The organism is Pseudomonas sp. G3-19 (assembly GCF_054855875.1).
The window spans coordinates 4933640-4960366 of record NZ_JBMPIQ010000003.1 but is presented as its reverse complement, the minus strand read 5'-3'; the positions used below and the strand labels follow the sequence as shown (position 1 = coordinate 4960366).

Genomic DNA, 26727 nt, shown 5'->3' with positions numbered 1-26727 from the left:
CGGCACATCCAGCATATGTGTCGACAGCACCATCGCCATCGCGAGCAGGCTCACTCCTACAAGGGAATGGCGTTTCAAGTCTCTCCCACAAACCGCCTGCGCTCGCGTAAACTTGCGCGCTTCTCGCTGGCCGCTAGGCTGCAATCATATTTTTTCAAAGGTGCCCGCCATGCCTTGGCTGCAAGTACGTCTCGCCATCAGCCCGGAACAAGCCGAAACCTACGAAGACGCTTTCCTTGAAGTCGGCGCCGTTTCGGTGACCTTCATGGACGCCGAAGATCAGCCGATCTTCGAGCCGGAACTCAACACCACCCCACTGTGGGCGCACACGCACCTGCTGGCCCTGTTCGAGGGCGGCACCGAGCCTGCGCCGGTGCTCGCGCATCTGGAACTGCTGACCGGCAGTCCGCTGCCCGAGCATCACAGCGAAGTCATCGAAGACCAGGACTGGGAACGCAGCTGGATGGATGGTTTCCAGCCGATGCGTTTCGGCCAGCGCCTGTGGATCGTGCCGAGCTGGCACGCTGCGCCCGAGCCTGACGCGGTCAATCTGTTGCTGGATCCGGGCCTGGCGTTCGGCACCGGCACCCACCCGACCACCGCCCTGTGCCTGGAATGGCTCGACGGTCAGGACCTGAAAGACTGCAACGTCCTGGACTTCGGCTGCGGCTCGGGAATTCTGGCGATCGCCGCCCTGCTGCTCGGCGCGAAAGAAGCCGTCGGCACCGACATCGACGTGCAGGCGCTGGAAGCCTCGCGCGACAACGCCGGGCGCAACAATATTGCCGACGAGCTGTTCCCGCTGTACCTGCCGGAAGATTTGCCGCAGGTCAAAGCCGACGTGCTGGTGGCCAACATTCTGGCCGGCCCGCTGGTTTCCCTGGCGCCGCAGCTGTCCGGCCTGGTGAAAACCGGCGGTCGTCTGGCACTGTCAGGCATCCTCGCCGAACAAGGTGAAGAAGTCGCTGCCGCCTATGCGCAGGACTTTGATCTGGACCCGATCGCCAATCGCGATGGCTGGGTGCGTATCACCGGCCGTCGGCGCTAGAATGACCGCCTGCATAAACCGGATCGCCGCATGACCGACAGCTTCGTCACCCAGTGCCCGCATTGCCAAACCAGCTTCCGCGTCAGCCATGCTCAGTTGAGCGTGGCCCGCGGGGTGGTTCGCTGTGGCTCCTGCCTGCAAGTGTTCAACGCCGCCAAACAGCTGCTGGAACAACACGCCGGCAAGGAAGCGGTCACTCCGGTGGCGCCGTCCATTGTCCAGCCAGCACCGTCTCAGGCGGTGGTCAGCGAGCCGCCGCCAGTGGTCGAAGCGCCCGTCAATGACGAACCGCCCGCGCCGCGCGCCATCAGCCAAAAGCAATGGAGCACCAGCGAGCTGGACCTGGACAGCCTCGATCTGGACGAAGAACTCGCCCGCCTCGAACAACGGGAAATCCAGCCGACCACCGAATTCGGTCGTCAGCGCGAAGAGTCCCTGAGCGCCCGCCGCGACAGCCCTGAAGCCGATGAAACGGAGTGGCGCGACAGCCTGTTCAGCGCACGCGACGATGAACGTCTGCCCGAGCCCGAAGATGACGTCGAGCCAGATGCCGTCGAACCGGAACCGCTAAACACCGCGCGCACCGAGCCTTCCCTGTCGCTGGAGCCGGTGGATCTGGACGATGAACCGCCGATCCCGCAACTGCGCCTGCACGACCCGATCGATCCGAATGCCCGTCGTGAACGCCTGTCGGCCAACGTCGAGCCGGACGATGACGACTTGCCATCGGTCGAACCGCTGCGCAAAAAACGTCAACGCGCCGAGGTGTTGCAGGACCTGACCGACGACCCGCTGCAACTGGACTGGCAGAAACGCCGTTCGCCCTGGGGCCGGCGTCTGCTCTGGGCTTTGCTGGTGCTGCTAGCTGCCGCCGGTCTGGCCGGCCAGTACATTGCCTATCACTTCGATGAACTGGCGCGGCAGGATCAGTACCGCCCATGGTTTCAGCAGTTCTGCCCGCAGATCGGCTGCACGGTGCCGTCCAAGGTCGACATCGGCAAAATCAAAAGCAGCAATCTGGTGGTGCGCAGCCATCCGGAATTCAGCGGGGCGCTGGTGGTGGATGCGATCATCTACAACCGCGCGACGTTCTCCCAGCCATTTCCGTTGCTGGAGCTACGCTTCGCTGACCTCAACGGTCATCTGATCGCCAGTCGTCGCTTCAAACCCGGCGAATACCTCAACGGCGACCTTGAGGGCATGGCGGAAATGCCGCCGCAAACGCCAATCCACATCGCGCTGGATATCCTTGATCCAGGCCCCAAAGCGGTGAATTACAGCCTGAGTTTCCACTCGCCCGAGTGAATCGCTTCATCGCTTCAGGTTTGACGGCAGTTTTCTGACTTCGCCCGCGCTTACCAAACCGCTGGTAATAACAGAATAACTGTTCAGATTTTGTTCAATTCAGCCTTTATCCAGTCATCGAGAGCGGGTATCATGCCAACCCTTTTTCGAACTCTCATGATCCGGCCCCACTTCAGGGAAGTCCTATGTCGGCGGTACGCATCGGCCCATATACATTGCAGAACGGTTTGATTCTCGCCCCGATGGCGGGCGTCACCGACCAGCCCTTTCGTCAGCTGTGCAAGCGTTTGGGCGCAGGGCTTGTAGTCTCGGAAATGGTCACCAGTGACATGAGCCTGTGGAATACCCGCAAGTCGCGCATGCGCATGATCCACGAAGGCGATCCCGAGCCACGCTCGGTGCAGATTGCCGGTGGCGATGCGCAGATGCTGGCGGACGCGGCACGGGCCAACGTCGAACTGGGCGCACAGATTATTGATATCAACATGGGTTGCCCGGCAAAGAAGGTCTGCAACAAGGCCGCCGGCTCCGCGTTATTGAAAGACGAAGCACTGGTGACCGAGATCCTGCAGGCCGTCGTCGCTGCAGTGGATGTGCCGGTGACCCTGAAGATCCGCACCGGATGGGATCGCGACAACAAGAACGGCCTGACTGTGGCGAAGATCGCCGAGCAGGCCGGGATCACCGCGCTGGCCGTGCATGGCCGCACGCGCGCCGATCTGTACACCGGCGAAGCCGAGTACGACACGATTGCCGCGATCAAGCAGGCGGTGTCGATCCCGGTGTTTGCCAATGGCGATATCGATTCGCCGGAAAAGGCCCGTTACGTGCTTGACGCGACCGGTGCCGATGGCCTGCTGATAGGCCGGGCTGCCCAGGGGCGGCCATGGATTTTTCGCGAGATCGAACACTTCCTGCGTACCGGCGAGAAATTGCCGGCGCCGGAGCTGAGCGAAGTGGAACGCATCCTGCTGGAGCATCTGGCCGCACTTCACGCCTTCTATGGGGATGTGATGGGCGTCCGTATTGCCCGCAAGCATGTGGGCTGGTATCTCGCAACCTTGCCGGGCGCCAGGGAGTTTCGCGCCCACTTCAATCGTTTGGATGGTACGGAAACACAATGCGCCAACGTTCGGGAGTTCTTCGCCGAGCGTTACAAGAGCCTGACAGGGGACGAAGAAGGGGTGGCCGCATGACGATGATGACCGAGACTTTAGTGAGTGGAACAGCACCCGTGAGCGACAACGTGAATTTGAAACAGCACCTCAATACCCCGAGCGAAGAAGGTCAGACCCTTCGCGGGAGTGTCGAGAAGGCGCTGCACAATTATTTCGCCCACCTTGAGGGCGCGTCCGTCACGGATGTGTACAACCTGGTGCTCTCCGAAGTCGAGGCTCCCCTGCTCGAAAGCGTGATGAACTACGTCAAGGGCAACCAGACCAAGGCCAGCGAGCTGCTCGGACTCAACCGCGGCACGCTGCGCAAGAAACTCAAGCAGTACGATCTGCTGTAAGCATTCAATCAAACCAGAAAGGCGCCCGCGTAAAACCGGTCGCCTTTTTTGCTGACTTCCTTTGCTTTTGATGGAAATTGAGATGACCGACCAGACTACCCGCCTGCCGATCCGCCGCGCCTTGATCAGCGTTTCCGACAAGACCGGGATCCTCGAATTCGCCAAGGAGCTTGAAGCCCTCGGCGTCGAGATCCTCTCCACCGGCGGAACGTTCAAGCTGCTGCGCGACAACGGTGTTGCCGCAGTGGAAGTCGCGGATTACACCGGTTTCGCGGAAATGATGGACGGTCGGGTGAAAACCCTGCACCCGAAAATCCACGGCGGAATCCTCGGTCGTCGCGGTATCGACGACGCGATCATGAACGAGCACGGCATCAAGCCGATCGACTTGGTTGCAGTCAACCTGTACCCGTTCGAAGCCACCATCAACAAGCCAGGCTGTGACCTGCCGACCGCTATCGAGAACATCGACATCGGCGGCCCGACCATGGTTCGTTCGGCAGCGAAAAACCATAAAGACGTGGCGATCGTGGTGAATGCCAGCGATTACGCCAACGTTCTGCAAAACCTCAAGGCCGGCGGCCTGACCTACGCTCAGCGTTTCGACCTGATGCTCAAGGCGTTCGAACACACCGCCGCCTACGACGGCATGATCGCCAACTACATGGGCACCGTGAATCAGGCTGCCGACGTACTGAGCACCGAAGGTCGCAGCGAATTCCCGCGCACCTTCAACAGCCAGTTCATCAAGGCCCAGGAAATGCGCTACGGCGAGAACCCGCACCAGAGCGCGGCGTTCTACGTGGAAGCCAAGCCTGCCGAAGTCGGTATCGCCACCGCGACCCAACTGCAAGGCAAAGAGCTGTCGTACAACAACGTGGCCGACACCGACGCCGCGCTGGAATGCGTGAAGAGCTTCGTCAAGCCGGCCTGCGTGATCGTCAAGCACGCCAACCCGTGCGGCGTGGCGGTGAGCCCGGATGCCGAAGGCGGTATCCGTCAGGCCTACGAACTGGCCTACGCCACCGACACCGAGTCGGCCTTCGGCGGCATCATCGCCTTCAACCGTGAACTGGATGCCGAGACTGCCAAGGCGATCGTCGAGCGTCAGTTCGTGGAAGTGATCATCGCGCCAAGCGTCAGCGCAGAAGCTCGCGCCATCGTCGCCGCCAAAGCCAACGTGCGCCTGCTGGCCTGTGGCGAGTGGTCGGCGGATCGCGTTCCGGCCTGGGACTACAAGCGCGTCAACGGTGGCCTGCTGGTGCAGAGCCGCGACATCGGCATGATCGGCGCCGACGACCTGAAAGTGGTGACCAAGCGCGCACCGACCGAACAGGAAATCCACGACCTGATCTTCGCCTGGAAAGTCGCCAAGTACGTCAAGTCCAACGCCATCGTCTACGCCAAGAACCGTCAGACCATCGGTGTCGGCGCCGGCCAGATGAGCCGCGTAAACTCCGCGCGTATCGCCGCGATCAAGGCTGAGCACGCCGGTCTGCAAGTGGCCGGTTCGGTGATGGCCTCGGACGCGTTCTTCCCGTTCCGCGACGGTCTGGACAACGCGGCCAAGGTCGGTATCACTGCGGTGATCCAGCCGGGCGGCTCGATGCGTGACGCTGAAGTGATCGCTGCAGCCGACGAGGCTGGCATCGCCATGGTCTTTACGGGCATGCGCCACTTCCGTCACTGATACAACTCGATCCAAATGTGGGAGCGGGCTTGCTCGCGAATGCAATCTGTCAGCAACAGCCGTTTTGCCTGACACACCGCTTTCGCGAGCAAGCCCGCTCCCACATAAAGCGCTCCAGCAGCGCCTGACAGATTTTTGAGGTTTTTGAAATGAATGTTTTGATCATTGGCAGCGGTGGCCGTGAACACGCCCTGGCCTGGAAAGTGGCTCAGGATCCGCGCGTGCAGAAGGTTTTCGTCGCGCCGGGCAACGCCGGTACCGCGATTGAAGCCAAGTGCGAGAACGTCGCCATCGACGTGCTGGCCCTTGAGCAACTGGCCGACTTCGCCGAGAAAAACGTTTCCCTGACCATCGTCGGCCCGGAAGTGCCGCTGGTGGCAGGCGTGGTCGATCTGTTCCGCTCCCGTGGCCTGGACTGCTTCGGCCCGACCGCCGGCGCTGCACAGCTGGAAGGCTCGAAAGCCTTCACCAAGGATTTCCTCGCGCGCCACAAGATCCCGACCGCCGACTACCAGAACTTCACCGAGATCGAGCCGGCCCTGGCTTACCTGCGTGAAAAAGGCGCACCGATCGTGATCAAGGCCGATGGCCTGGCCGCTGGTAAAGGCGTGATCGTTGCCATGACCCTGGCCGAAGCCGAAGACGCCGTGCGCGACATGCTCGCCGGCAACGCCTTCGGCGACGCCGGTTCGCGCGTGGTGATCGAAGAATTCCTCGACGGCGAAGAAGCCTCGTTCATCGTCATGGTCGACGGCAAGAACGTGCTGCCGATGGCCACCAGTCAGGACCACAAACGTGTTGGCGACGGCGACAGCGGCCCGAACACCGGCGGCATGGGTGCCTACTCCCCTGCCCCGGTGGTCACCGCCGACGTGCACCAGCGCGTGATGGATCAGGTGATCTGGCCGACCGTGCGCGGCATGGCCGAAGAAGGCAACGTCTACACCGGTTTCCTGTACGCCGGTCTGATGATCGACAAGGCCGGCAACCCGAAAGTCATCGAATTCAACTGCCGCTTCGGTGACCCGGAAACCCAACCGGTGATGCTGCGTCTGCAGTCGAGCCTGGTGCTGCTGGTCGAAGCCGCTCTGGCGCAAGCGCTGGACAAGGTTGAAGCACAGTGGGATCCACGTCCGAGCGTTGGCATCGTGCTGGCCGCCGGCGGCTACCCGGGCGACTACGCCAAGGGCGCGGTGATCAACGGTCTGGACACAGCCGCAGGCCTGGAAGGCAAAGTCTTCCACGCCGGTACGGCGCTGAAGGATGGCAACGTGGTGACGGCCGGTGGTCGCGTACTCTGCGCCACCGCCATGGGCGCCAGTGTCAGCGAAGCGCAGCAGCAAGCCTACAAGCTGGCCGCTGCCATCGACTGGGAAGGCTGCTTCTACCGCAAGGACATTGGCTACCGCGCCATTGCCCGTGAACGTGGCGAAACCCAGGAATAAGCTGTCCTTCACGTCCGGCGCGGGATGCAGTCCCTCGCCGGGCTGTTCCGCCGCCGCGCATCGTTATATTCTGGCATCAACCTACGAAGGGATTTCGCCGTGCGCTGGCTCAGGATTGCCATAAGTTTCACCGTCACGTTGCTGACCTTGCTCTGCATGCTTCCGGCTCTGGCCGCGCAAGGCAGTGGCTGGTCGGTATTGCTTGACGATCAGGGTAATCTGCAACTGAGCGACATCCGCTCGGCGCGCTACACCAATCAATTCAGCCCTATCGAACTTGATCGCCTCACGGCGGCCGAGCCCGATGGTGCACTCTGGCTGCGCTTCAAACTGGCGCCGGGCAAGCACGAGCAGGTGCTGCGGATCTTCGCTCCCGACCTGTCCAACCTCAGCCTCTACGTGCTGGACGGCGACAAACTGATCGAGCAACGCACTTCCGGCACCCATCAGCCGCAGGTCGAGCGGCCACTGCCGAGCAGCGACTTCCTGCTGCCACTGCCGCAAAGCGACAAGTCCCTCGACGTTTATCTGCGGATGGTTTCCGACCATCAACTGCGCCCGCACATCACCCTGCAATCGGCGGTGATGAGTGCCGCCAACCAGAACCAGACGCTGATCTTCGGTCTGCTGTTCGGCTGCCTGGGCATGTTGCTGCTGCACAACATCGTGCGCTACGCCTACTCCCGCTCGCGCAGCAGCCTGTGGCTGGCGGTCTGCGAAGGACTGCTGGGCCTGAGTCTGTTGCTGTTGCTCAACCTCGCCGGCCCGTGGTTGCCGAACTGGCACGCGATCCAGACCCCGGGCGCCTATCTGGCGTTGCTGCTGACCGCCCCGGCCGGGCTGATGTTCGCCCTGCGCTTCTTCGCCCCGCTCGGCCCGCACCCGCTGAACAAACTGTTGCTGGGCGACATTCTGTTCATCGTGATCTGCAGCCTGCTGCTGTTGTTCGTCAACACCCTGCCGCTGAACATCATCACCTACGCGCTGGTGGCGCTGGCCGGTCTGAGCATGTTGCTGGTCGGCTTCTATCACTGGCAGAAGGGCTACCGTCCGGCGCGACTGTTCGTTGCCGGGATGGTGGTGTTCAACATCGGTACGCTGATTATTTTGCCGGCCCTGCTGGGGCTGACCCTGGTGGCGCCGCAAGGCCTGATCATGACCCTGATGGGTTTCATCTGCATCAGTGGCTTGCTGATGAGCATCGCCTTGGGTGAACGCCAGCGCAGCATCACCGAAAGCCGGTTCAGCATCAGCCGCGATCTTGCCGCGAGCAATGCCGAGATCAACGCCAAAGCCGAATTCCTCGCCAAGATCAGCCACGAAATCCGCACCCCGATGAACGGCGTGCTGGGCATGACCGAGCTGTTGCTGGGCACGCCACTGTCGGTCAAGCAACGCGATTACGTGCAAACCATCCACAGTGCCGGCAACGAACTGCTGACGTTGATCAACGAGATTCTCGACATTTCCAAGCTCGAATCCGGACAGATCGAACTGGACGATGTGCAGTTCGACCTCAACGCGCTGATCGACGACTGCCTGAGCATCTACCGGGCCAAGGCCGAACAACAGAACGTCGAGCTGATCAGCTTCATCCAGCCGCAAGTGCCGCGCGTCATCAGCGGCGACCCGACCCGCTTGCGCCAGACCCTGCTGAGCCTGCTGGAAAACGCCCTGAAGAAAACCGACGAAGGCGAAGTGCTGATCGTCGTCGCCCTCGACGAGCGCAGCGTCAAACCGCGCCTGCGCATCGCCGTGCAGGACAGTGGTCAGCCGATGGAACCGGAGGAGCGCGATGCGTTGCTGCACGCCGAACTGCACAGCAAACACTTCCTCTCGGCCAACCGTCTGGGTGGCAACCTCGGACTGGTGATTGCGCGGCAACTGATCCGCCTGATGCACGGCGAGTTCGGGATCAAGAGCGGCGCCAATCAGGGCAGCACATTGTGGCTGACCCTGCCACTGGACCCGGATCGTCTGGAACACCCGACCTCCGACCTCGACGGCCCGTTGCAAGGTGCGCGCGTGCTGGTGGTGGACGACAACGATACCTGCCGCAAAGTGCTGGTGCAGCAATGCAGCGCCTGGGGTCTGAACGTCAGCGCCGTGCCATCGGGCAAGGAAGCGCTGGCGCTGCTGCGCACCAAGGCGCACCTGCGCGACTACTTCGATGTGGTGCTGCTGGACCAGAACATGCCCGGCATGACCGGCATGCAACTGGCGGCCAAGATCAAGGAAGACCCGAGCCTCAATCACGACATCCTGTTGATCATGCTCACCGGCATCAGTAACGCGCCGAGCAAGATCATCGCGCGCAACTCCGGGATCAAACGCATCCTCGCCAAACCGGTGGCCGGCTATACGCTCAAGACCACGCTGGCCGACGAGTTGAACCAGCGCAATAAAGGTCAGGTAGTGTTCCAGCCGCAAGTGGTCACTCCCGCGACGGCGGCCAAGGTGCCGAGCGATTTCCGCATTCTGGTCGCCGAAGACAACACGATTTCGACCAAAGTGATTCGCGGCATGCTCGGTAAACTCAACCTGCAACCGGACACCGCCAGCAACGGCGAAGAGGCCCTGCAGGCGATGAAGGCCCAGCGTTACGATCTGGTGCTGATGGACTGCGAAATGCCGATCCTCGATGGCTTCTCGGCGACCCAGCAGCTACGGGCGTGGGAGGTCAGCAATCAGCGTATACGCACGCCGATCGTCGCGCTGACCGCGCACATCCTCGCCGAACACAAGGAACGCGCGCGTCAGGCCGGGATGGATGGCCACATGGCCAAACCGGTGGAGCTGTCGCAACTGCGCGAGCTGATCGAACACTGGGTAGCCCAGCGCGATCAGCAGAACCGTACGGCGTCGACCTTTTAAGCAGGGGTACCACGCCAGTTCGAGCGTGACTCAATCGGCTGCGCCGTTCTCTTCGGCTGGAACGTCTTCAATCAGCCTCAACAACGCCACGTTAGCTTCAAGCCTGTCCTGGACTTTCAGGGCGATGGCTGCGCGAACCGGCCCATAGAGCGTTTCGGACAAATTGGCACTGGCAGAGCGTCTGCAAACACTGCCGCGAATATCCTCAGCCTGGAATAGCTCGGCCAAAGGGTTGTCAGCGAGAATCCGTGCAGTCGCAAATTCGATGTAGACGCTGCTCATCGACATCGGCGAGTGCGCCACGACCACCAACAGCCGTATGATTCTGGAAACATCTGACTGATCCGTCGATGGATCGCTGGCGCCTTTCTGCATGTAACCACGCAGCAGCTCTAGTGCCGGCTCGCTTGCGGAAAGTGCTGCCAGTCGACGCATGACTGCGTTCGCAACGCCACATTGCTCCACAGCACCCCCGAACTCAGGAGCGACCACCCAGTCAACGACAGACACGCTGTTACCCTGTGCGACGGACAGATCCAACCGTGCTCTGAAATGTCGCAGCCAGTATTTGTCCAGAAATTCCATGTAGACGTCATACCAGCCAATACCCGGATCTTTCTCAAGTTTCTTGTTGGCCGCCAGTTGCGCCAACAACAGAGAGTTTATTAAATCCTGATAGCGTTCCGGTTTGTCTGCCGGCGGAATCAGTACAACGGCACCCGCAACGATCAAAACGGAATATTTGCAATTCATATAATCGCCCCCAAAAAAAAGCAGTCGACCTTCGACTGCTTTTTTCGATTTATCAGATATCAATATCTTCAATCTGATCGATACCCACCAGCTTTTTCTTGATCGTCTCACGCACTGCGTTGGCGACGTCGGTGTTTTTGGCAAAGAAAGTTTGAGCTCGATACAAACTTACATTACGAACATCGACATCCACGAACATCACTTTGGTAGAGGTGTTCTTGCGCAGAAAACGCACCGTTCCCAGCGCCATGATTGCCTCACCGTCGAGTTCGACACACGCTCCGGTCGAGATGCCACCCACGCCGTGGTCCAGCAAATTTCGCTCATAAGCGGTCAACGCAGCAGTGTCCCGTTTTTGCAGGGCCGAGATTGCATCACCCGCGACCTTCAGCATCAGAACGCTGGTTGGTCCTGGCAGTGCAACATTAGCCAGCACGGAACCCAGAATCTCCAGTACCAGCTTGTCCATCCGCACACTCGTGCCTTCGATACTGAGGTCATTGTAGTACTGATCGACAGGCGTCCAGCCAGCGAGGGTCATCACCTCACGGAACCGCTTATACCAATCTCGGCCCTGATGCTCTTCGGGGTATAGCTTGTTCGCTGCACGTGTGGCGAACAGAAGAGCGTTCTGGGCATCCGACTTGTTCTGATCCGAAAGTTTGCCAGAAAAACCCATTGTGACTTCGCCGACAACAGAGCCTTTCGACGGTGCCTCGATTTCGTCCCCTACAGCCAACAGGCCACGAGAGCGAATAACCGGCGCACCCACATCACAGGCTTCAATCGCGTTAATACAGGAAGAGATATAAAGCTCATTAACGATTTGACTATGCACAATAAAAGTCCTTATTAATTAGTAGGCAAGCCCCTCTTGAACTTGCCAGAAAACAATAAACAAACAAGCCCAGCACTACAAACTCAAATCTGTAACATCTTATCCAGCAAACAAGATGCAACTAACAACATCACAAAAAACAACTATCAAACAAAAAACGAAAAACCGACTGCCTCGCGCAGAATCTTCTGCACACACAAGCAACTAACCGACTGATAGACTCGCCGTCATCACTCTCCGGATGCGAGTCGCCCTCATGCTCCACGTGTTATTCAGCGTTTACCTGAAGATGCTGGTGCTCTACAGCCCGTTCTTCGTGTTGTCCTGCTTCATCAGCCTGACTCGTGGCTACTCGCGCAAGGAACAGCGGCGCCTGGCCTGGAAAGTGGCGATCGCCACGCTGATCTCCAGCGTCTTGCTTTATCTGTTCGGGCGGGTGATTTTCGATGTATTCGGGATCACTGCGGACGCATTCCGCATCGGTGCCGGCAGCGTGCTGTTCATTTCGGCGTTGGGCATGGCCCAAGGCAAGCCTGTGGTGCAGAGTGACAACGTGCAACAGGACGTGACGATCGTCCCGCTGACCATCCCGCTGACCGTCGGCCCGGGCACCATTGGCGCCCTGCTGGTGATGGGCGTCAGTCAGCCGCACTGGGACGACAAACTGACCGCGATCATGAGCATCACCCTGGCCAGTTTCACCGTAGGGGTGGTGCTGTATCTGTCCAATCACATCGAACGGGTTCTCGGCGATCAGGGCCTGCAGATCGTCAGCCGGCTGATGGGCCTTTTTGTCTGCGCACTGGCGGCGCAGATCATCTTTACCGGGATCAAGGGCTATCTGGTGTCCTGAACGAAAAAGGGCTGCGGAGGAAAATCTCCGCAGCCCGGTCTGATCTGCCAGCTCGCAATGGCTTACTGGTCGATGGACAGCCCGATCAGCGCGCCGAGTTCCAGCAGGGGTTCCGTGGCCATCGCACTCATCAGCTCCTCCAGGCTAACGGTCACCGAGATTTCGTCAGGTAACGCAATCCCGAATGTCACCTGCTGTTGCCGTGCCGCATCAAGGCTCGTGGCATTGCGCAAAATGATGCTGCTTCCCGAATCGGGATCCGTCAGCAGCAAATGGCCGTCGGACCTCGAGACCAGCCATCGCTGCATCGGCTCCAGTGTCAACGCCAGATGAATGCCTGCTTCCTCGGCGTCGACAATCAGGCAATCAAGCCGATCCCAAGTCTGTCGGGCCAGTGAAAGGTAATCTGCAGATTTCGCAAACTTGAGTACCAGTGTATCGACGCCATCCGGAATCGCTACAATCCTGCCCGATGAGCCAATACCGTCGATAACCAGCGTATCTGCAATCCGGCTGACCGCTTCCACAGTCATCCATATATCGATGGGTTCAATGCCTTCACTGGCATTGCTGAACAGTCGGCCCGTTACAGGGTCATGCAGCACCAGGGTCTGATCGTTCGCCACGCCCAGATATTGTGGCCATTCACGTCCTGACACCGAGACACTGAGCAGACGGCCGGCTGCGACGTCATACCAGCTGCAAAGATTATCGCTCCTGCCCGCAAAGAGGTAAGGACCGCTACGCTGACCGGCAAGCAGTCGCGCCAGCTTTTGCTCCCGCGCCTGACGAGACGCCAGGCCATTGAAGAATTCGACTTCCACACCGACGATACGCGGTGGCTCGCCATCGGCCAGGTCGAACAGCACGTGGTCATGCCGGCGGACGTGCAGGCCGGCTCCATGGGGCACGGCCCAGGCAAAAGTGTCCCGCGGCATGACTCGCTGCATCGGGGCCAGCAAGTGCGCCTGCAGCAGACGCGTCCCCGAACCGAATGCCGCCGCCAGGCTTTCAGGCGCCATGAAGGGCTGACGATAGATTCGTCCGGATGCCCAGTCCATCATCCACGCCGCTTTTTTATCTGGCGTCAGCCTCAACACGCGCATGGCTTTGCCCGCCGTGTCGGCAATCAGAAATTGCTGATCCAGATAGATGACATACAGCGATGTCTTGCCCGTTGCGTCGCGGATACCCCCGACTTCCACGCCATCGGCGGACTCGTTCTGAATGCTGGTCCCGACCGTTTCCCACCACTTGAACCCTTGCCCAGTGCGCTGCTGGCGGGCCGACAGCCATGCGTGATTGAGTCCCACCAGCCGCGTCTGGCCGTCGTCATTCATCTGGAACAGCATGCCTTCGTCAGTGAGGATGACGTATTGTCCGCCCTGGCGGTGCACATGCTGCACCTCAAGGTGCAAGACACTTTGTGCAAACATCTCGGGCATCTGATCCGCTGCGCCGATGTGCTGTCGATAAACAAGGCGATGGCCAAGATGATGAAACAACACTGTATCGCCGCTTGATTGAAGCGGATCAAGCAGCACCCAATCGAGAAAGTCAGGTGTACCTTCCGTATTGCGCAGCACAGGCCGAATGACGCGCTCATCTTCACTGCGCACCCAGGCTCGGGTGGCTTTACGCAAATTCTCGTCGAAGGTGTCGATCGTAATCATTGCGCCCAGTGTGAATTCCACTCTCTGGTCATCAAGTACCTCATGGTATGGGTAGTCGTGCCGTCGGAGGAAATCCGAAACATTGTCGCGCCCTTCGCGAATGATCCACGGATGGTCTGAATTCATATCGGAGATCGCAGTAAGGGCGAGGTAGTCTTCGCCGAGCAGGTAAGTCAGCTTGTAGAAGCTTTTCCACATGTCTTCAAAGCGCTGGACCACCTGCAGCAAACCCTCTGGCGTCGCCTGAATCGAAACAATGCAGGGGTTTTTTGATAAATGTATTTTCATCACCCGGTAAGTGCGTTTGATCTGCCCGGTGACCAGATCCGTACGCCAGATGATTCCCTGCGCCGGGCAGTAATAAAACATCTCCTCGCCGATCTTCGGGCCGATGCAGATCTGCGCCGCATACTGTGGGTCCAGTCCGCGCACCAAGTGCATGGCATCTTCGGTGTGGTCGTACCAGGCCGTGGTACGAACACCAGTCAGGGCATCGTGATAGTTGCGGATGACCGTCGGGCCATCGGCCAGACGATGAGCGCGGGCGAGTTCGCGCAAATGCTTGCGTGTGGCCGGGCCGTCGGCATCGTTGAGCGCGTCGAGTTCAGCAAAGAGCAGCGCTCCCGTTGCCCAGCCAACCTGATAGAAGCCCTCCGCAAGTTGCAGGTACACGACACTCCTGGCGGGCACCTGCACCCGCATCGAGCCCAACTGAAAAGTATCCTGTTCCAGCTTCACCGCCGCCGCACTCACCCATGGGGCACGCAATGACCACGTCATTGGATCATCGGAGGAAACCTGCAGCCGCAACGACTTGACGCCCTCGGTCAGGGTGATCGAGCAGTGCCCGCCAGTGGCATCGATGTCATAGCAAAGGTAACCGTGCACCTCCTGCGGCAATGGGGGGACGTGCAGAAAACGCTGATCAGGGCCAATCGCAACACTGACGCGGGTTTCCTCGTAGTTGGGCACCATTTTTTCCATGATGTACTCGGTCGGTGCCTGGTAAAAGCTGAACCAGAATTGCCGCTTGCCTGCCAGCTTGTATTTTTCCAGTGCCAAAGCCGTTTCCATGTTTTCTGTGAGCGTTGTCGCAAAAGGCAGACCTTCATGGACGAAGCCCAGGAAGCACTCCGGCACACTCGGCAGCACGACGCTTTCAACGCCCGGCGCCGTATCGAAGGAAATCGAGTCGCGAAGGTCGAGGGCCTCTCGAATGCTGAATGCCTTGCTGCGATCCCCGACGATCCTCGGCTTATGCAGAAAGGAGTAATCTTCCGCGGCGAAAATTTTGTGGCCGCCGAAGGTAATGAGCCCTTTGCGCAAATCAAGCCCGGTATAGACCGCACAAGGATTGGCAATGTAGGTATCGCCTTGCACCGAATGGCTTTGCGGTCGATAGGCCGAATGCACATCATTCAGATACCGGCCGATCCGTCTTCCACGTTCTGCCCTGGCGCTGAACCCCTCGACCAGGGCGCCGATGCCCACCGCCAGCCCGCCCAGAATCACCCCGGCGCCGCCGAGGAAGGCCGCCGCCGTGCCCGCACCGGCAACACCGGCGCCCAAAGCGCCAACACCCAGCACCAGCCCAGCTGAATCGAAGGCCAACTGCGTGGCATAGACCGCACGCTGGATATCGTTTTGTGCATTGACCAACAGATAAATGTCAAAGCCGATGCTGGCCAGCTGCAAAACGGTGCCGACACCCTCGTTCAAGACGTTGCCCAGTGCATTACTGACAATCGACGAGGTGGTTTTGGCCACCCGCAGTCCGTCGGTAAAGGCATGACGCACCAGATTCAGCAGTTGTACTGCGTCGACCACCAGCCCGTGAGCCATCTGCGCGTAGGCCAGGTAACCGTGGATACGTACTGCCGACGTCAACGCGGTCGACCCCATCCCGGACTCCGCGCTCTGCAAGCCGAGCAGCAGGGCTTGAATGGCAAATCCGGCATTGAGCGTGTGAACCGCACCGACATCCGTCGGATCGATCACTGGCGCCCCCGCGCGTCTGCCGGACAACGCTTCAAACGTATCGCTCAGGTAAGACTTGATCCCTTGCAGGCGCGTGTCATCGGTCTGCACTGTGCGTGTGCGCTGCGGATCACTGGCACTGACCATGGTGATTTCGCTGCGCCCTTGCGCAGTGCTCTTCAGGGAGTCGAACACCGGAACGAAGTCACGAGATAGTTGATGCTGGTCCTGTAACCGCAGGGTCGCGCTTTCGATCGTCCGCGCCCACTTGTGGCTGTCCACACTGCTCAGCGCCTGTCCCAGACGCGCGTTCTCTGACAGGGAACGCGCGCGCAAGGCGGCATGCTGACTCCAGGGTTCGACGGCACGCCCGCCACCCAGCGGATCACTGCTGAGCAAATGCGCAACGCTAATTTCCGAAGGCAACGATTTACCGGCAATGCTTGCGCCGTCGAGTTCGATGACCTCGAAAACGCTGGCAGCCCCCTGTTCCAGACCATAAAGCCGGGCAATCACTTCCTCCTGCATGAAGCGCTGGACGCCTTGTTGCAGATCCTCGATCCGGGCGAACGCATACAGCCCGAAGTTGGGATCGTAGAAGCGATAGGAAGTCTCGCCTTGCGCTACAACCTTGCTCACCAGCATCGAATGATTGTCGGTGTTGAGCAACAGGCTGCCGGCAGCGGTTTTTGCTTCCAGCGTCTGCATCACAGTGGCCAGGTTCGCCGCCGGTCTCTTCTCGCCAAATCGCGCCATGGGTACCCCACGCAACTCGTCCAGCACCTTGAGCAGGGCATGGGCTTGCGGTGCGTCGGGAGTGAGATTGGCAATCGCCAGTTTGCCGATCAGCGCGCGCTCGGCCGAAGCGCCTTTCTCCAGTGCGGCGGCCATCACCAGCGCCAGTGGATAGCAGCGTCGGCCCGGATCCCCCGCACCGCGCAGCAGCAAATCCTGTGGCAATTGCCTGCCTGCGTAGGCGCCTGCCTGGACGAAGGTCTCACGTACCGCCTTGCCCCGAGAGAGGATCGACGCCCGGCGCTCATTCATGGCGGCGACTTCGACCCGACTCACGTACTCGCGCCATTGCCGTACGCTGATCGGTTCGGCAAATGCCTGCGCCTTCAACACTCTGGAGTTCTGCCCGAGCGATTCACGCTCCGATGCATTGACTCGTGCCTCGACCGGTGCAGGATCGCGACTGAGCAGTGTCTGTTCGATCACTTCGTAGCGCGCTATCAGGCCACGGTCTCGCGTATCTTCGGCAAAGGCGACCGTGGTTGCCCATGCGTCTGCGAACCCGACCTGATCCAGTGTTGCGGCCCCGAACAGGCCGCCGAACATCACCCGGTGCAACGGACTCAACTGCTCCAGCGGCAACTTGCCTGCAGCGATGCGCGCCAAGGCCTCGTTGAGGTTACCCAGTGACTCGGCCCCCATGGACGTTGGAGCTTTGTCGACTGTCTGGTTCAGCACCTGCTGTCGAGCATCAAAATCGAGGCGGATGGGGACGTTGAACGTCACATCACCGGTCAAGCGGTCATTCATGGCCCGTACAAACGGCTCACCCAGATCATCCAGCAGTTGCTGCAGGACCGAAGTCAGCAACACTGATTTTCCTTCTATGACCGGCCAGCCCAGTTTGAACGTGAGGGTCCGCTCTTTGAGCAAATCGGACAGATTGCCGGCGTAGCGCGACTTGAGCTTGCCCGAGTTCCACTTCTCATGTTCTTTTGCCAGCCAGTCTTCGGGGGTATCCTTGACTGCCCAGCCGGAGATCATTTCTTCTTCGGTAAAGACGTTGAAGCCGTCGACCTGCTTCATATGATGGCGAATGTTGTTCAGCTGTTCACTCTGCAGTTCTCTTTCGACATAGCCGATTACACCGCCTTCAAGTGCGCCCGGACCGGTCATGTAGATGGTGCCCAAGGCGTCGAAACGAATCCCGTCCTGATAATACTGAGCTATGGCGCGTATGAGCTTCTCTGATGAATATTCACGCGATGTATTGGGCAAGCGCCCATCAGCCTGTGCTTCAGAGACGACCTTGATTGCAATATCATCGACTGACGACACATCTGCTGGCGTCACGCCTGCGAGTATCATGCGGCGCTCAACCTCATACAGGCAGTCATAAGCCACCCGGATGAAGTGCATGCTCGCATTGACCATCTTGCTGCCAGGATGAGCCAGAACATAGGCATTCATTTCCTTCGACGACGGATTGCCCCAGGCCGCGCCGCGCCCGATGGCATCCTGGGATAAAGACGTCGGCTGCGGCGAAGCGAAAATCTGCTCCACACCCGGCCTGCTCCGGGCAAATGCGCTCAGTGCCTCGAGATGCTCGGCGGGAATATGCCCGGTTCTGTCGACATAACGTTGCCGATCGCGCCCCGGCATCAAGGTATCGTCATGGTTGAGCAATAACTGCAGGACACCGATCTTCGCGTCTGTGCTGAAACCACTGATGTCCACGCCGCCCGGTCTCTCGATCAGCGGCGGCAAATAATCCATGTCGCTGTAACGCCCGCCCTCGAGAAACTCGGCCTGCAGTCGCACCACGTCACTGGCTGCAGCAAAGTTGCCGCGCATGGCGACTTCGCGCTGGTAGACGTCCGCCAGAAAGTGGCTGGCAAACTCCTGGCGAACATCGCGCAGGCGCAAGTCCTCACCCACCATGGCCTGATGCGAATCCAGACATTTCTGGCGGAAGGCTTCGAGCGTCGCACGTTCCTTGCCATAACCCCGCACCATCAGGTCGATCCGCGCCTCGTCTGCGCGTCCGGCCCAGCGTGGATGATTCAGGTAGTCGAACATCTGCTGTTTGAGTACCCGTGCGCGGTCTTCGATCATTCTCGACAGTCCCGTCGGGGTTACCTTTTCGTCCTTTAATACCTTCATCGTGTCCGCACGGGCACTGTCGAGAATCACCCGATTCATTTCAAAGGCCAGCAGCGCATCACTGTCATACCAGAGATTGAATGCATATCCCTGCGACGCCAGTACCTTGCGCCAGATGTTCATGTAATCGCGCTGATTCGGCCCGACCTCACTGCCACCGACCCAGACAAAATGCATGATGCGCGGTATCGGTTTGCCAGCGGAGAGCATCTTCACAGTCGCACTCAAGCGGCGGTCGTAGTCGCCCAGTTTCAGGCGCAGTTTATTGACCTGAGCATCCGCGGCGTCCAGCTGTGGTGATTCAATCGCGTCCTTGAGCAATCTGATCGCTATCAATTGTTCTGCAAGACTGGTAGCCGCCGTAGCTCCGTCGTAGTAGCGCAAAGGAGCCTCCCCCAGGCTACCGCTGACGGACTCAAGTTCTGTGCGCGCAATAAGATCGGCGAACACTCTGCCCATCGTGACTTCATCCATAGTGCTCAATGCAATTTCCTTTTTTTGGCCAAACGAACCCATCGCGACGACATGAACCGTCGCGACACAGAGAGAAAACAAACTTCAAAAAACCCAACGAAGACTTTCGTCAGGCCGGCACCGCTCCCAGCAACTGCGCCAGCGTTGTACTGCCGTCGCCATCATCGACTTCGACGATTTCCCGCAGCCTCTGCACCAGGCTCGATACCGGATAGGAACGCCCGCCCTCGAACCCGAGGAAGACGTCACCGCGCATCGCCGGATCCGCCGAGCACACATCCCGCAGGATCAGGCTGTGCTGGCGATCCGGGTCGACAATCAGCAAGTGCTCGTCGACAAACGACAGTTGCAGTGTTTGCGGTGCGTCCAGCGCCCAGACCAGCTTGCCGGGAATCGCTGGAACCTCGCCCAGCGGGTGACGGCAATCGACAATCACCGAGTCCAGCCGCAACCAGCAGGCCCTCGACAGGTGATACGTGACACCGCCCTGCCCCAGGCGCAACACCAGACAGCTCACGTCATCAGCGATCAGTGGCAACAGGTCTTCAACCTTGTTCTGGCCCTCGACCACCAACACCTCGGCGTCACGCCGCATGTATTCGAACGGGCCGATGCTCTGCTGACCGGGGTAGACGTGTACGCGGTGTGCCTGAAGTTCGTGCAACAGCACATGCCGATGGCGGGTGCCGAGCAATTCGCAATCGTCTGGCAGATCCTGGCCTGCTACACGAATCAGTTGTGCATTCGCCACGTCGTACCATTGCAGGTTGCCCGCGCCAGACTCCACGGCGATGTAGGGCCCATGCTCGGCGGTCTCCAGCAATGCCTGCAGAGACTCCGGCAAATGTTCCGCGTGCTCGCTGGCCCAGTGATGATCGACGCCGATGATCCTTTCAGCTTCCTGATATCGCAGCTTGAGTGACACGCCGTTGACCGATGTCCCGTACAGACCGGAGCCGTCATTGCGCACGGCGCTGAACCGCCAGTCATCCCACTCGGCCTGCGGTGCCGGCAGCAAGTCGCTCGCCAGTAACTGGGCGCCGCTGCCGAATGCTGGCTCGAGTTGCCGGCTGTCGAAGAACCGCTGACTGCAGATTTCACCGCTGGCGACATCGAACAGCCAGACCGCCTGGTTGTCCGGTGTGACCCCGAGCAGGCGCATTTCCCGTTCGTGCCCCGGATCGCACAGCAGCAAGCGGTTATCCACATACCAGGCACACAGGCTGCGATCACCGGCGGCGTTGCGCAGACCCAGAATGGCGAAACTGTTGACCGGGTACTTCGCCGCCAGCGTTTCGAGTGCGTGCCACCACTGTGCGCGCCCCCTGAGCCAGCGCTCACTCAAGCCACCCAGATGCACTTCACCCTCTGCGGTCAGGTTGAAGAACAGACCGTCGTCGGTCAGGGCCAGATACCCGTCCTGCACCGATACCACGTCATTCAACCCGTCGGGCTGCAGCCATTGATGCGTCCATTGTGTCGGCCAGCGCTCGCTGCCAGCGGACGCGCTGCGTTGCACCTTGCACAGCTTTTGCGCCAGCCGGTCGTAGATGAAAAACAGCTCGTGCTCATCGTTGACCGGCAGAAGCAGCAGATCACCAAGCTGTTTGATCGAATCGACCCAGCCGCGGTCATGCCCGAAGGCAAACGGATGAATGCACAACAGGTCACGGCTGCGAATCCAGACCAGGTCACGTTTGCCCGGATCGAACGCCCAGCAGACCGACACGTAGGCGGCCGGTTGCCAGTCGACGGTACTGACGCCTGCGCGTTCGGGCACCGGCGATAACGTGAAATAGTGACCAAGCACTACCGACCAATCCGTCAAGGTCGGGTTGGCGAACACTCTCTGGCCCAGCTCACGGTCAATCTCCCGGGTAACTGCCACCAGTTGCAGTTGGCCCTCATGGATCAGGTAGTTGAATTGCGTGACTTGCCGATCGGTACCCAGCCATTGCTGTTCGATATGAATCACGCCCTGCGCATCGACTTCAATACGCCGAATGCTGCACTGCCCCTCCATGACAAGCAGACGGTAGCGGCACTTGAGCAAACCGCTGACGGCATCGACCTGCCAGATGTCGTAGTTGCGCACCTCATAGAAAAACGCAGAATCGTCGACCACCGCCGCCAGCAGCATTTCATCGGCCGCCAGTACCTCTTCACTGCGGATGTACAGAAAACGATCCTCGGCAGCGTCGTACCAGGCCGTGGTGTGACGCGGCTGGCTCTCGGGCTCGAAAGGGATCGGAAAGTGATGAACTGGCGTGTAAGGCAGCACCAGCCGATGCTCCCGGGCCAGTGTCTGGTAATGCGTGAGCAGCGACTGCTCATTCTCCCCGGCTGGCGCGCTCTGCTCGATAATGTCCAGTCGCCCGTCGCTGCGGTTAACCTTGAACGATTGCCGCCCGGTCAGTTGGAGCATGACCTCATGCCGACCTCTGCCGCCGAACGTCACCTTCACGCCACCCACCGAAAGAACCCCGCCAACGTCGATCCGCACATCCCTCTCAGTGGCCCAGGCGGCTACCAGATTCCAGCGGCAATGCTGCAGGCTGGGGGACTGCAACTGGAGATTGACCCCGCGATTGAGGATCAGTGAGCAGGCGCCGCCCGCACCTTCGATGCGGTACGACACCTTGTCGTGCCAGAGCTGCGGCATCATTGGCACCGCCAGCGCACGCTCGTGGGCATCCAGCCGCACCTCGATCACGGTTGGCCGATACGACGGTGCGAGACGGTTGATGATGTAGTGCACGGGAAAGGAGTAGAACGAAAACAGAAACCGCCACTGGCCAGCCGCATCCTTCTTCTCCAGCTTGCGGGCGGTATCGAAGCCGGTGTCGTGACGCAGCGTCGAGAAAGGCAGCGCCTTGTATTCGTAACCGTAGAACGTGGTCGGCGTGCACGGCAGGACGACCAGTTGCGTGCTCGGCGGATCGAAGTGGATGTAGCCGGGAAGTCCCAGTTCACGCCGCAGATCGAGCGCTTGTTGATCATCCGGATTGAAATCCGGCACCCCGAAATGGTCGCGCAGCCGATACACCTTCGGACTGTCGAGCACCAGCATCGTGCGATTGAAGTCCAGGCTCTGGACGACCAGCGAAGGGTGAGCGACCCACGCCCCGAGTCCGTCGTCATACCGATAACCGACACCCCGACAGGCCCGCTCCAGCTCATCGAAGAACAGCCCGACCTCCTGCGCCTGCTCAGCGATCCTGGCAAACCCCTGGGCCAGGGCCGCCACACCCACGGCCAGTCCGCCCAGGATCACCCCGGCTCCACCGAGCACGGCGGCCGCTGTTGCCGCGCCCGCCGTGGCAGCCCCCAGACCACCGGCGGTCAACGCCAGACTGGCGGAGTCGAAGGCCAGTTGGGTGCCGAATTGCGCGCGCTCGATCTCGTTGTCTGCCGTCGCCAATTGATAGATGTCGAAACCGACATTGGCCAGCCCCAGCACCGCGCCCACGCCTTCGTTGGCGACATGTCCCAGCGCCTCGCCAACCACCGGCGCACAGGTGCGGGCGATGATCTTCTCTTCATTGAGCGCGGTTTTTACCAGACTGATCAGGCCAGCGACATCCGTGACATTGCCGTGCACCAGCTGCGCGTAATTGACGTAAGCGTGCAAGCGCACGGCGGTGGTCAAGGTGCGGTCATCCCCCTCTCGTCCACGCAGGACGTTCATCAGTGCCTGGATGGTGAAGCCGGTATTGAGCGTGTGTACGGCACCCGCCTCTGCCATCTGTGGCGAGGCTCGGGTGCCCAGTGCCGAAAACTGCTCCGACAGATAATTTCTGATGCGCAGCAGACGATGATCGGTGCTCACCACCTGCACCACATGCTCGGCCTGCGTGGGATCGACCAGGTTGATCCGGTACTCGCCGGCAGGCGTCATCTCCAGGGTTTCGAACAACGGCACCAGCGGTTTTGCCGCAGCATGCAAGTGCTGTAGAGCGTCAGTCGCCTGGGCAATCTGCTGTCCCCACCAATGACTGTCCAGATCGCGCAGGCTGCGCCCCAGGTGCGGATTACTGACCAGCGAATGGCCGCGAGCACTGTTCAGGCGCCGACGGATCGGTCGCTGTGTATGCTCCGGCAGCATATTGTCGGATTCCAGCAATTGCCCGACGCGCAAACCGCCGGACAGATCCAGCGCCGCTATCTTTTGCCCCTGCAGCTCGATCAGATCAAAGGTCGGGCGCGCGTCGTCGCCATAGGCCGCATAGTATTTCGCCATGCCCTGTTTCTGAAAAAGATCGGTCAGTGCCAACTGAAACCGGTCAGGCTGGCTGAACTCGAACACGCCGAAATTGGGATCATAGAAGTGATAGGTGGCGTGCCCACCATTGAAGATTTTCGCCACCAGCATGGCGTGGTTATCCGAGTTGAGCATCAGCGTGCGCGAGCTGGCGAACGCCTCCAGCGTGGTGCCGAGCTGCTGCAGATCGACCCGCCCCAGCGGCTTGCCGATATCGTGCAACTGCACGCCGCGCAACTCCTCGAGCGCCTCCAGAAATACAATTGAATCGCGCTGCTGCGGCTCGACGGTGGCCAGGAAGAATCGCTCGCGCAAGCGTCGCGACGCCGCCACGCCGTGCTCCAGAGCAGCGCTCATGATCAGCGCCAGCGGGTAACAGCGGCCACCGGGATCCCCTGGCCCCTGGAGCAACAGATCCTGCGGCACCAGTTTGACGTCACTGGCCTCGATTTGCCCCAGTACCTGACCCAGCCGCAGGATCACCTGCTCACGATGTTCGCGGGTGGCGATGGTCTGGATATGGGCAACATGACGGCCCCATTGAAACAGCGTGTGCGCCTGCGACAGCGCAGCTCGTTTCAACGTTAGCGCGCTGTCCGACGAGACCATCGGCTGGTCGACATGGCTGGCGAGACCGGCCATGAATTGCGGCGCCCGATGCTGATACAGATGGCGTTCAATGGCCGCATAACGCACCGATGCTCCTACCTCGGCAACGCTGTTGGCGAGGTTGTCGAGCTCGGGGGCAAGTTGCGTGAAGCTTGAGTTATCCAGTGAGCGTACGCCGAGCATCTGTCCCAACAGTACCCTTTGCAAGGGACTAATCTGGAAGAACTGCAGCGAACCCTCGGCAATGCCGCTTAGCAACTCATCCAGCGCCAGCCCCTGAATCCGCGCATCACTGAGCGACGCCGGAGCTTGCAGAGTGGCGGGTTGGGCCTTGATGGCCTGACGATCGTCGAACCCCAGACCCGGCCCTTCGGGAAAAACCAGCGGACCGTTATGACCTTGCCTCATCGCCGCCACAAACGGTGCACCGAGTCGGTCGATCATCCCTTGCAAGACCCCCGTCAATAACACCGGGCGTCCCTCGATGAGCGGCCAACCCTCTTCGAACACCACAGTCTGCTGTTTGAGCAGGGCAGCAACATCACCGCTGTAGCGGACACTGAACTGTCCTTGCCGCCAACGCTGCTGTTCGTCGACAACCCATTGTTCATCATCGCTGGCGTTGTCTTTCCACGAGTGATCCTGCTCCTCCTCGGTCTTGTCGTTGATCATCCAGAGCGGCTCGATGGCAGTCTCGACGCGCACTGTTTCATCTTCGCGCGGGACGAAATTGTGCTGTTCGTAATCGCGCATGCCAGCGCGCATCGCGGCCGGGCCAGTCAGAAAAATTGTCCATTCGCTCTGCGGGCGGATACCGTCTTCGAAATATCCGGCGACCGCCAGAATCAGTTCGTTCACCGTTGCATGCTCGATCGAGGACAGAGCGGCAATAGAGCCGCAGTTTTGCTCGAATACCTCGCGCGCAAGCGTCGACATGCCGTAAAAATCGCTCAGCGCAACACCGCGCTTGGCCGCCAGTCGAGCCGTCAGGTCGATGAAGTCATAATTGAAGCGAAACCGGTCGATCACGCTTTTGAGCATCGGCGATCGGGCATGGGCCATCAGGAAGGAATTGCTCAGCGAGCTCTGCACAGCAACTGCCCGCAAGTCCTGTGGGCGGACGAGCAGCTCGGCCGGCGCCTGGAACACTTCATTCAGCGCCGGTTTTTGTCGGGCAAACGTCTCAAGCGCGGCGCGGTGTTGCTCGGGAATGCTTGCCAGATAATCAGTGTACTGGTGGCGCAGCGCCTCGCGTGCAGGCATCCAGTGCCGATTGTGATCGAGCAGCAGTTGCAGAACGCCAACGCGTGACCGGGGATCAAACCCGCTGATGTCAACACCTCCCAGAGTCTTGACCAGTGGCGGCAGATTATCGACATCGGCATATCCGCCGCCCTCTTCGTAAAGGACCTCGGCGCGCACCACATCGGAAGCAGCGGCCAGATTGCCGCGCAACCGGATTTCACGCTCGTAGATATCCTGTAATTGCAGCGGAGTATCAAGGGCGTTCAAGTCGCGCAACTGCAGGTCGTCTCCTGCGAGGTCCAGCAGACTGCGGCGGTTTTGCTCGATCAGCGCCTCCAGTTGCGCGGCGTCCTGCCCATAGGCGCGGGCCAACAGATCGACGCGTGCTTCATCAGCTGAAAGTCCCCGCGCCAGGGCGGCATCGATATGCATGGACATCTGTTGTTTAAGGACGATGGCCCGTTCTTCGTACAGCGTGCCCAACTGGTCTTTGGAAATACTGTCGCTGCCATCTTGTTGCAGGGCGTCAGCCTTGGCCGCCTCGACGATCAGCCTGTTGGTTTGCCATGCCAACAATGCGTCGCTGTCGTACCAGAGATGGAGGCTGTAACCTTGCCCGTTCAGCACCTGTTTCCAGAGGTTGAGATAGTCACGCTGTATCGCGCCCAGTCCTCCACCGAGCCAGACAAAGTGCAGATTCTTCGGCACCGCAGTCGGGGTGCTCTTCGCGTACGCCAGGCTGTTTTGCACACGAGTCTCGAAAGCCTGGATGCTGTTATAGATGCGCGACAACTGTGCAGGCTGGCTATCGGATTGCGAGTATTTATGTGGCGAACCGATCAACTGTCCGATCGACTGCTTGAGCAGTGCCAAAGGCTCGATCAGGCGTGGAGAATCGAGCAAGCCGATACAGGCAAAATAATAACGCCACACTGACTGATAGGATTCACTGCCCCTGTACGCCGACATGGCCTGTTCCAGATCCGCCTGCTTGAACAGTTTGATGAATTTGACAAACCCGCTGGCGTCTTGAGTTCTTCGGTCCTGCATGAAAGTTGCTCCTTTGCCCTGACCAATAGCGAAAGTGCCCGCTGGCACTTGCATAGCGGCCAAACTAACTTCTGGCGAATCGGAGCTCAAACTTCAAAACTTTCAATACATGTCAAAATCAACAACTAAAAAACAACTGATAACGCATGTAACGGCAACAAGTTATTTCTACAATCAATATATAAATCAAACGCACCCGAGCAGAACGCGAAATTATCAAG

Annotated in this window: 12 protein-coding genes; 8 read left to right on the top strand and 4 right to left on the bottom strand. The window is 59.8% G+C overall.

Translation table 11 applies throughout. From position 1 onward, the window contains the following. Positions 1–169: 169 nt before the first annotated feature. The 7 genes from prmA to ACOYXI_RS22560 all read left to right on the top strand — a co-directional run bounded on the left by prmA (position 170) and on the right by ACOYXI_RS22560 (position 9875). The gene (gene prmA, locus ACOYXI_RS22590; protein ID WP_027613592.1) at positions 170–1048 is read left to right on the top strand and encodes a 50S ribosomal protein L11 methyltransferase; all 879 of its coding nucleotides are present in this window, start codon (positions 170–172) and stop codon (positions 1046–1048) included. Between the two features lie 30 nt (positions 1049–1078). Further along, positions 1079–2353, top strand: coding sequence for a DUF3426 domain-containing protein (locus tag ACOYXI_RS22585; RefSeq protein WP_461675321.1), 1275 nt, complete (start codon positions 1079–1081; stop codon positions 2351–2353). A gap of 185 nt (positions 2354–2538) precedes the next feature. Next, positions 2539–3549: a tRNA dihydrouridine synthase DusB gene (gene dusB / locus ACOYXI_RS22580; RefSeq protein ID WP_007961945.1), complete on the top strand. Its 1011-nt coding sequence runs from the start codon at positions 2539–2541 to the stop codon at positions 3547–3549. Beyond that, positions 3546–3866 (top strand): DNA-binding transcriptional regulator Fis, encoded by a 321-nt coding sequence (fis, locus tag ACOYXI_RS22575; RefSeq protein ID WP_003221275.1) that lies wholly within the window; start codon positions 3546–3548, stop codon positions 3864–3866. The genes dusB and fis overlap by 4 nt, the downstream gene beginning before the upstream one ends. A gap of 82 nt (positions 3867–3948) precedes the next feature. Then, entirely contained in the window at positions 3949–5556 is a 1608-nt protein-coding gene (gene purH / locus ACOYXI_RS22570; protein ID WP_134785341.1) for a bifunctional phosphoribosylaminoimidazolecarboxamide formyltransferase/IMP cyclohydrolase, read from the top strand. Positions 5557–5705: 149 nt separating this feature from the next. Then, the gene (purD, locus tag ACOYXI_RS22565; RefSeq protein ID WP_027613589.1) at positions 5706–7001 is read left to right on the top strand and encodes a phosphoribosylamine--glycine ligase; all 1296 of its coding nucleotides are present in this window, start codon (positions 5706–5708) and stop codon (positions 6999–7001) included. 99 nt (positions 7002–7100) lie between these two features. Then, a complete protein-coding gene (locus ACOYXI_RS22560) occupies positions 7101–9875 on the top strand; it encodes a hybrid sensor histidine kinase/response regulator (protein WP_210556650.1) in 2775 nt (924 codons plus the stop codon). Between the two features lie 30 nt (positions 9876–9905). Here the strand turns inward: ACOYXI_RS22560 and ACOYXI_RS22555 are convergent, their stop codons facing one another. Together ACOYXI_RS22555 and ACOYXI_RS22550 are read right to left on the bottom strand one after the other, a co-directional pair. Further along, positions 9906–10700: a hypothetical protein gene (locus ACOYXI_RS22555; protein ID WP_461675320.1), complete on the bottom strand. Its 795-nt coding sequence runs from the start codon at positions 10698–10700 to the stop codon at positions 9906–9908. Further along, complete coding sequence (locus ACOYXI_RS22550) at positions 10681–11466, bottom strand: hypothetical protein (RefSeq protein ID WP_098967026.1); 786 nt, start codon at positions 11464–11466, stop codon at positions 10681–10683. Before ACOYXI_RS22550 ends, ACOYXI_RS22555 begins: the two co-directional genes overlap by 20 nt. Before the next feature lie 256 nt (positions 11467–11722). Between ACOYXI_RS22550 and ACOYXI_RS22545 the strand changes: the two genes are divergently transcribed. Then, positions 11723–12319, top strand: coding sequence for a MarC family protein (locus tag ACOYXI_RS22545; RefSeq protein WP_027613585.1), 597 nt, complete (start codon positions 11723–11725; stop codon positions 12317–12319). 62 nt (positions 12320–12381) lie between these two features. Here ACOYXI_RS22545 and ACOYXI_RS22540 read toward each other — a convergent pair whose 3' ends face one another. Together ACOYXI_RS22540 and ACOYXI_RS22535 are read right to left on the bottom strand one after the other, a co-directional pair. After that, a complete protein-coding gene (locus ACOYXI_RS22540; protein WP_461675577.1) occupies positions 12382–19341 on the bottom strand; it encodes a TcdA/TcdB pore-forming domain-containing protein in 6960 nt (2319 codons plus the stop codon). Positions 19342–19450: 109 nt separating this feature from the next. After that, entirely contained in the window at positions 19451–26506 is a 7056-nt protein-coding gene (locus ACOYXI_RS22535) for a TcdA/TcdB pore-forming domain-containing protein (RefSeq protein ID WP_461675319.1), read from the bottom strand. Positions 26507–26727: the final 221 nt, after the last annotated feature.

Bases quoted from the DNA above. Each gene is read 5' to 3' on its own strand.
- prmA (WP_027613592.1), top strand. From the start codon at position 170: ATGCCTTGGCTGCAAGTACGTCTCGCCATCAGCCCGGAACAAGCCGAA.
- ACOYXI_RS22585 (WP_461675321.1), top strand. From the start codon at position 1,079: ATGACCGACAGCTTCGTCACCCAGTGCCCGCATTGCCAAACCAGCTTC.
- dusB (WP_007961945.1), top strand. From the start codon at position 2,539: ATGTCGGCGGTACGCATCGGCCCATATACATTGCAGAACGGTTTGATT.
- fis (WP_003221275.1), top strand. From the start codon at position 3,546: ATGACGATGATGACCGAGACTTTAGTGAGTGGAACAGCACCCGTGAGC.
- purH (WP_134785341.1), top strand. From the start codon at position 3,949: ATGACCGACCAGACTACCCGCCTGCCGATCCGCCGCGCCTTGATCAGC.
- purD (WP_027613589.1), top strand. From the start codon at position 5,706: ATGAATGTTTTGATCATTGGCAGCGGTGGCCGTGAACACGCCCTGGCC.
- ACOYXI_RS22545 (WP_027613585.1), top strand. From the start codon at position 11,723: ATGCTCCACGTGTTATTCAGCGTTTACCTGAAGATGCTGGTGCTCTAC.
- ACOYXI_RS22540 (WP_461675577.1), bottom strand. From the start codon at position 19,341: ATGGATGAAGTCACGATGGGCAGAGTGTTCGCCGATCTTATTGCGCGC.
- ACOYXI_RS22535 (WP_461675319.1), bottom strand. From the start codon at position 26,506: ATGCAGGACCGAAGAACTCAAGACGCCAGCGGGTTTGTCAAATTCATC.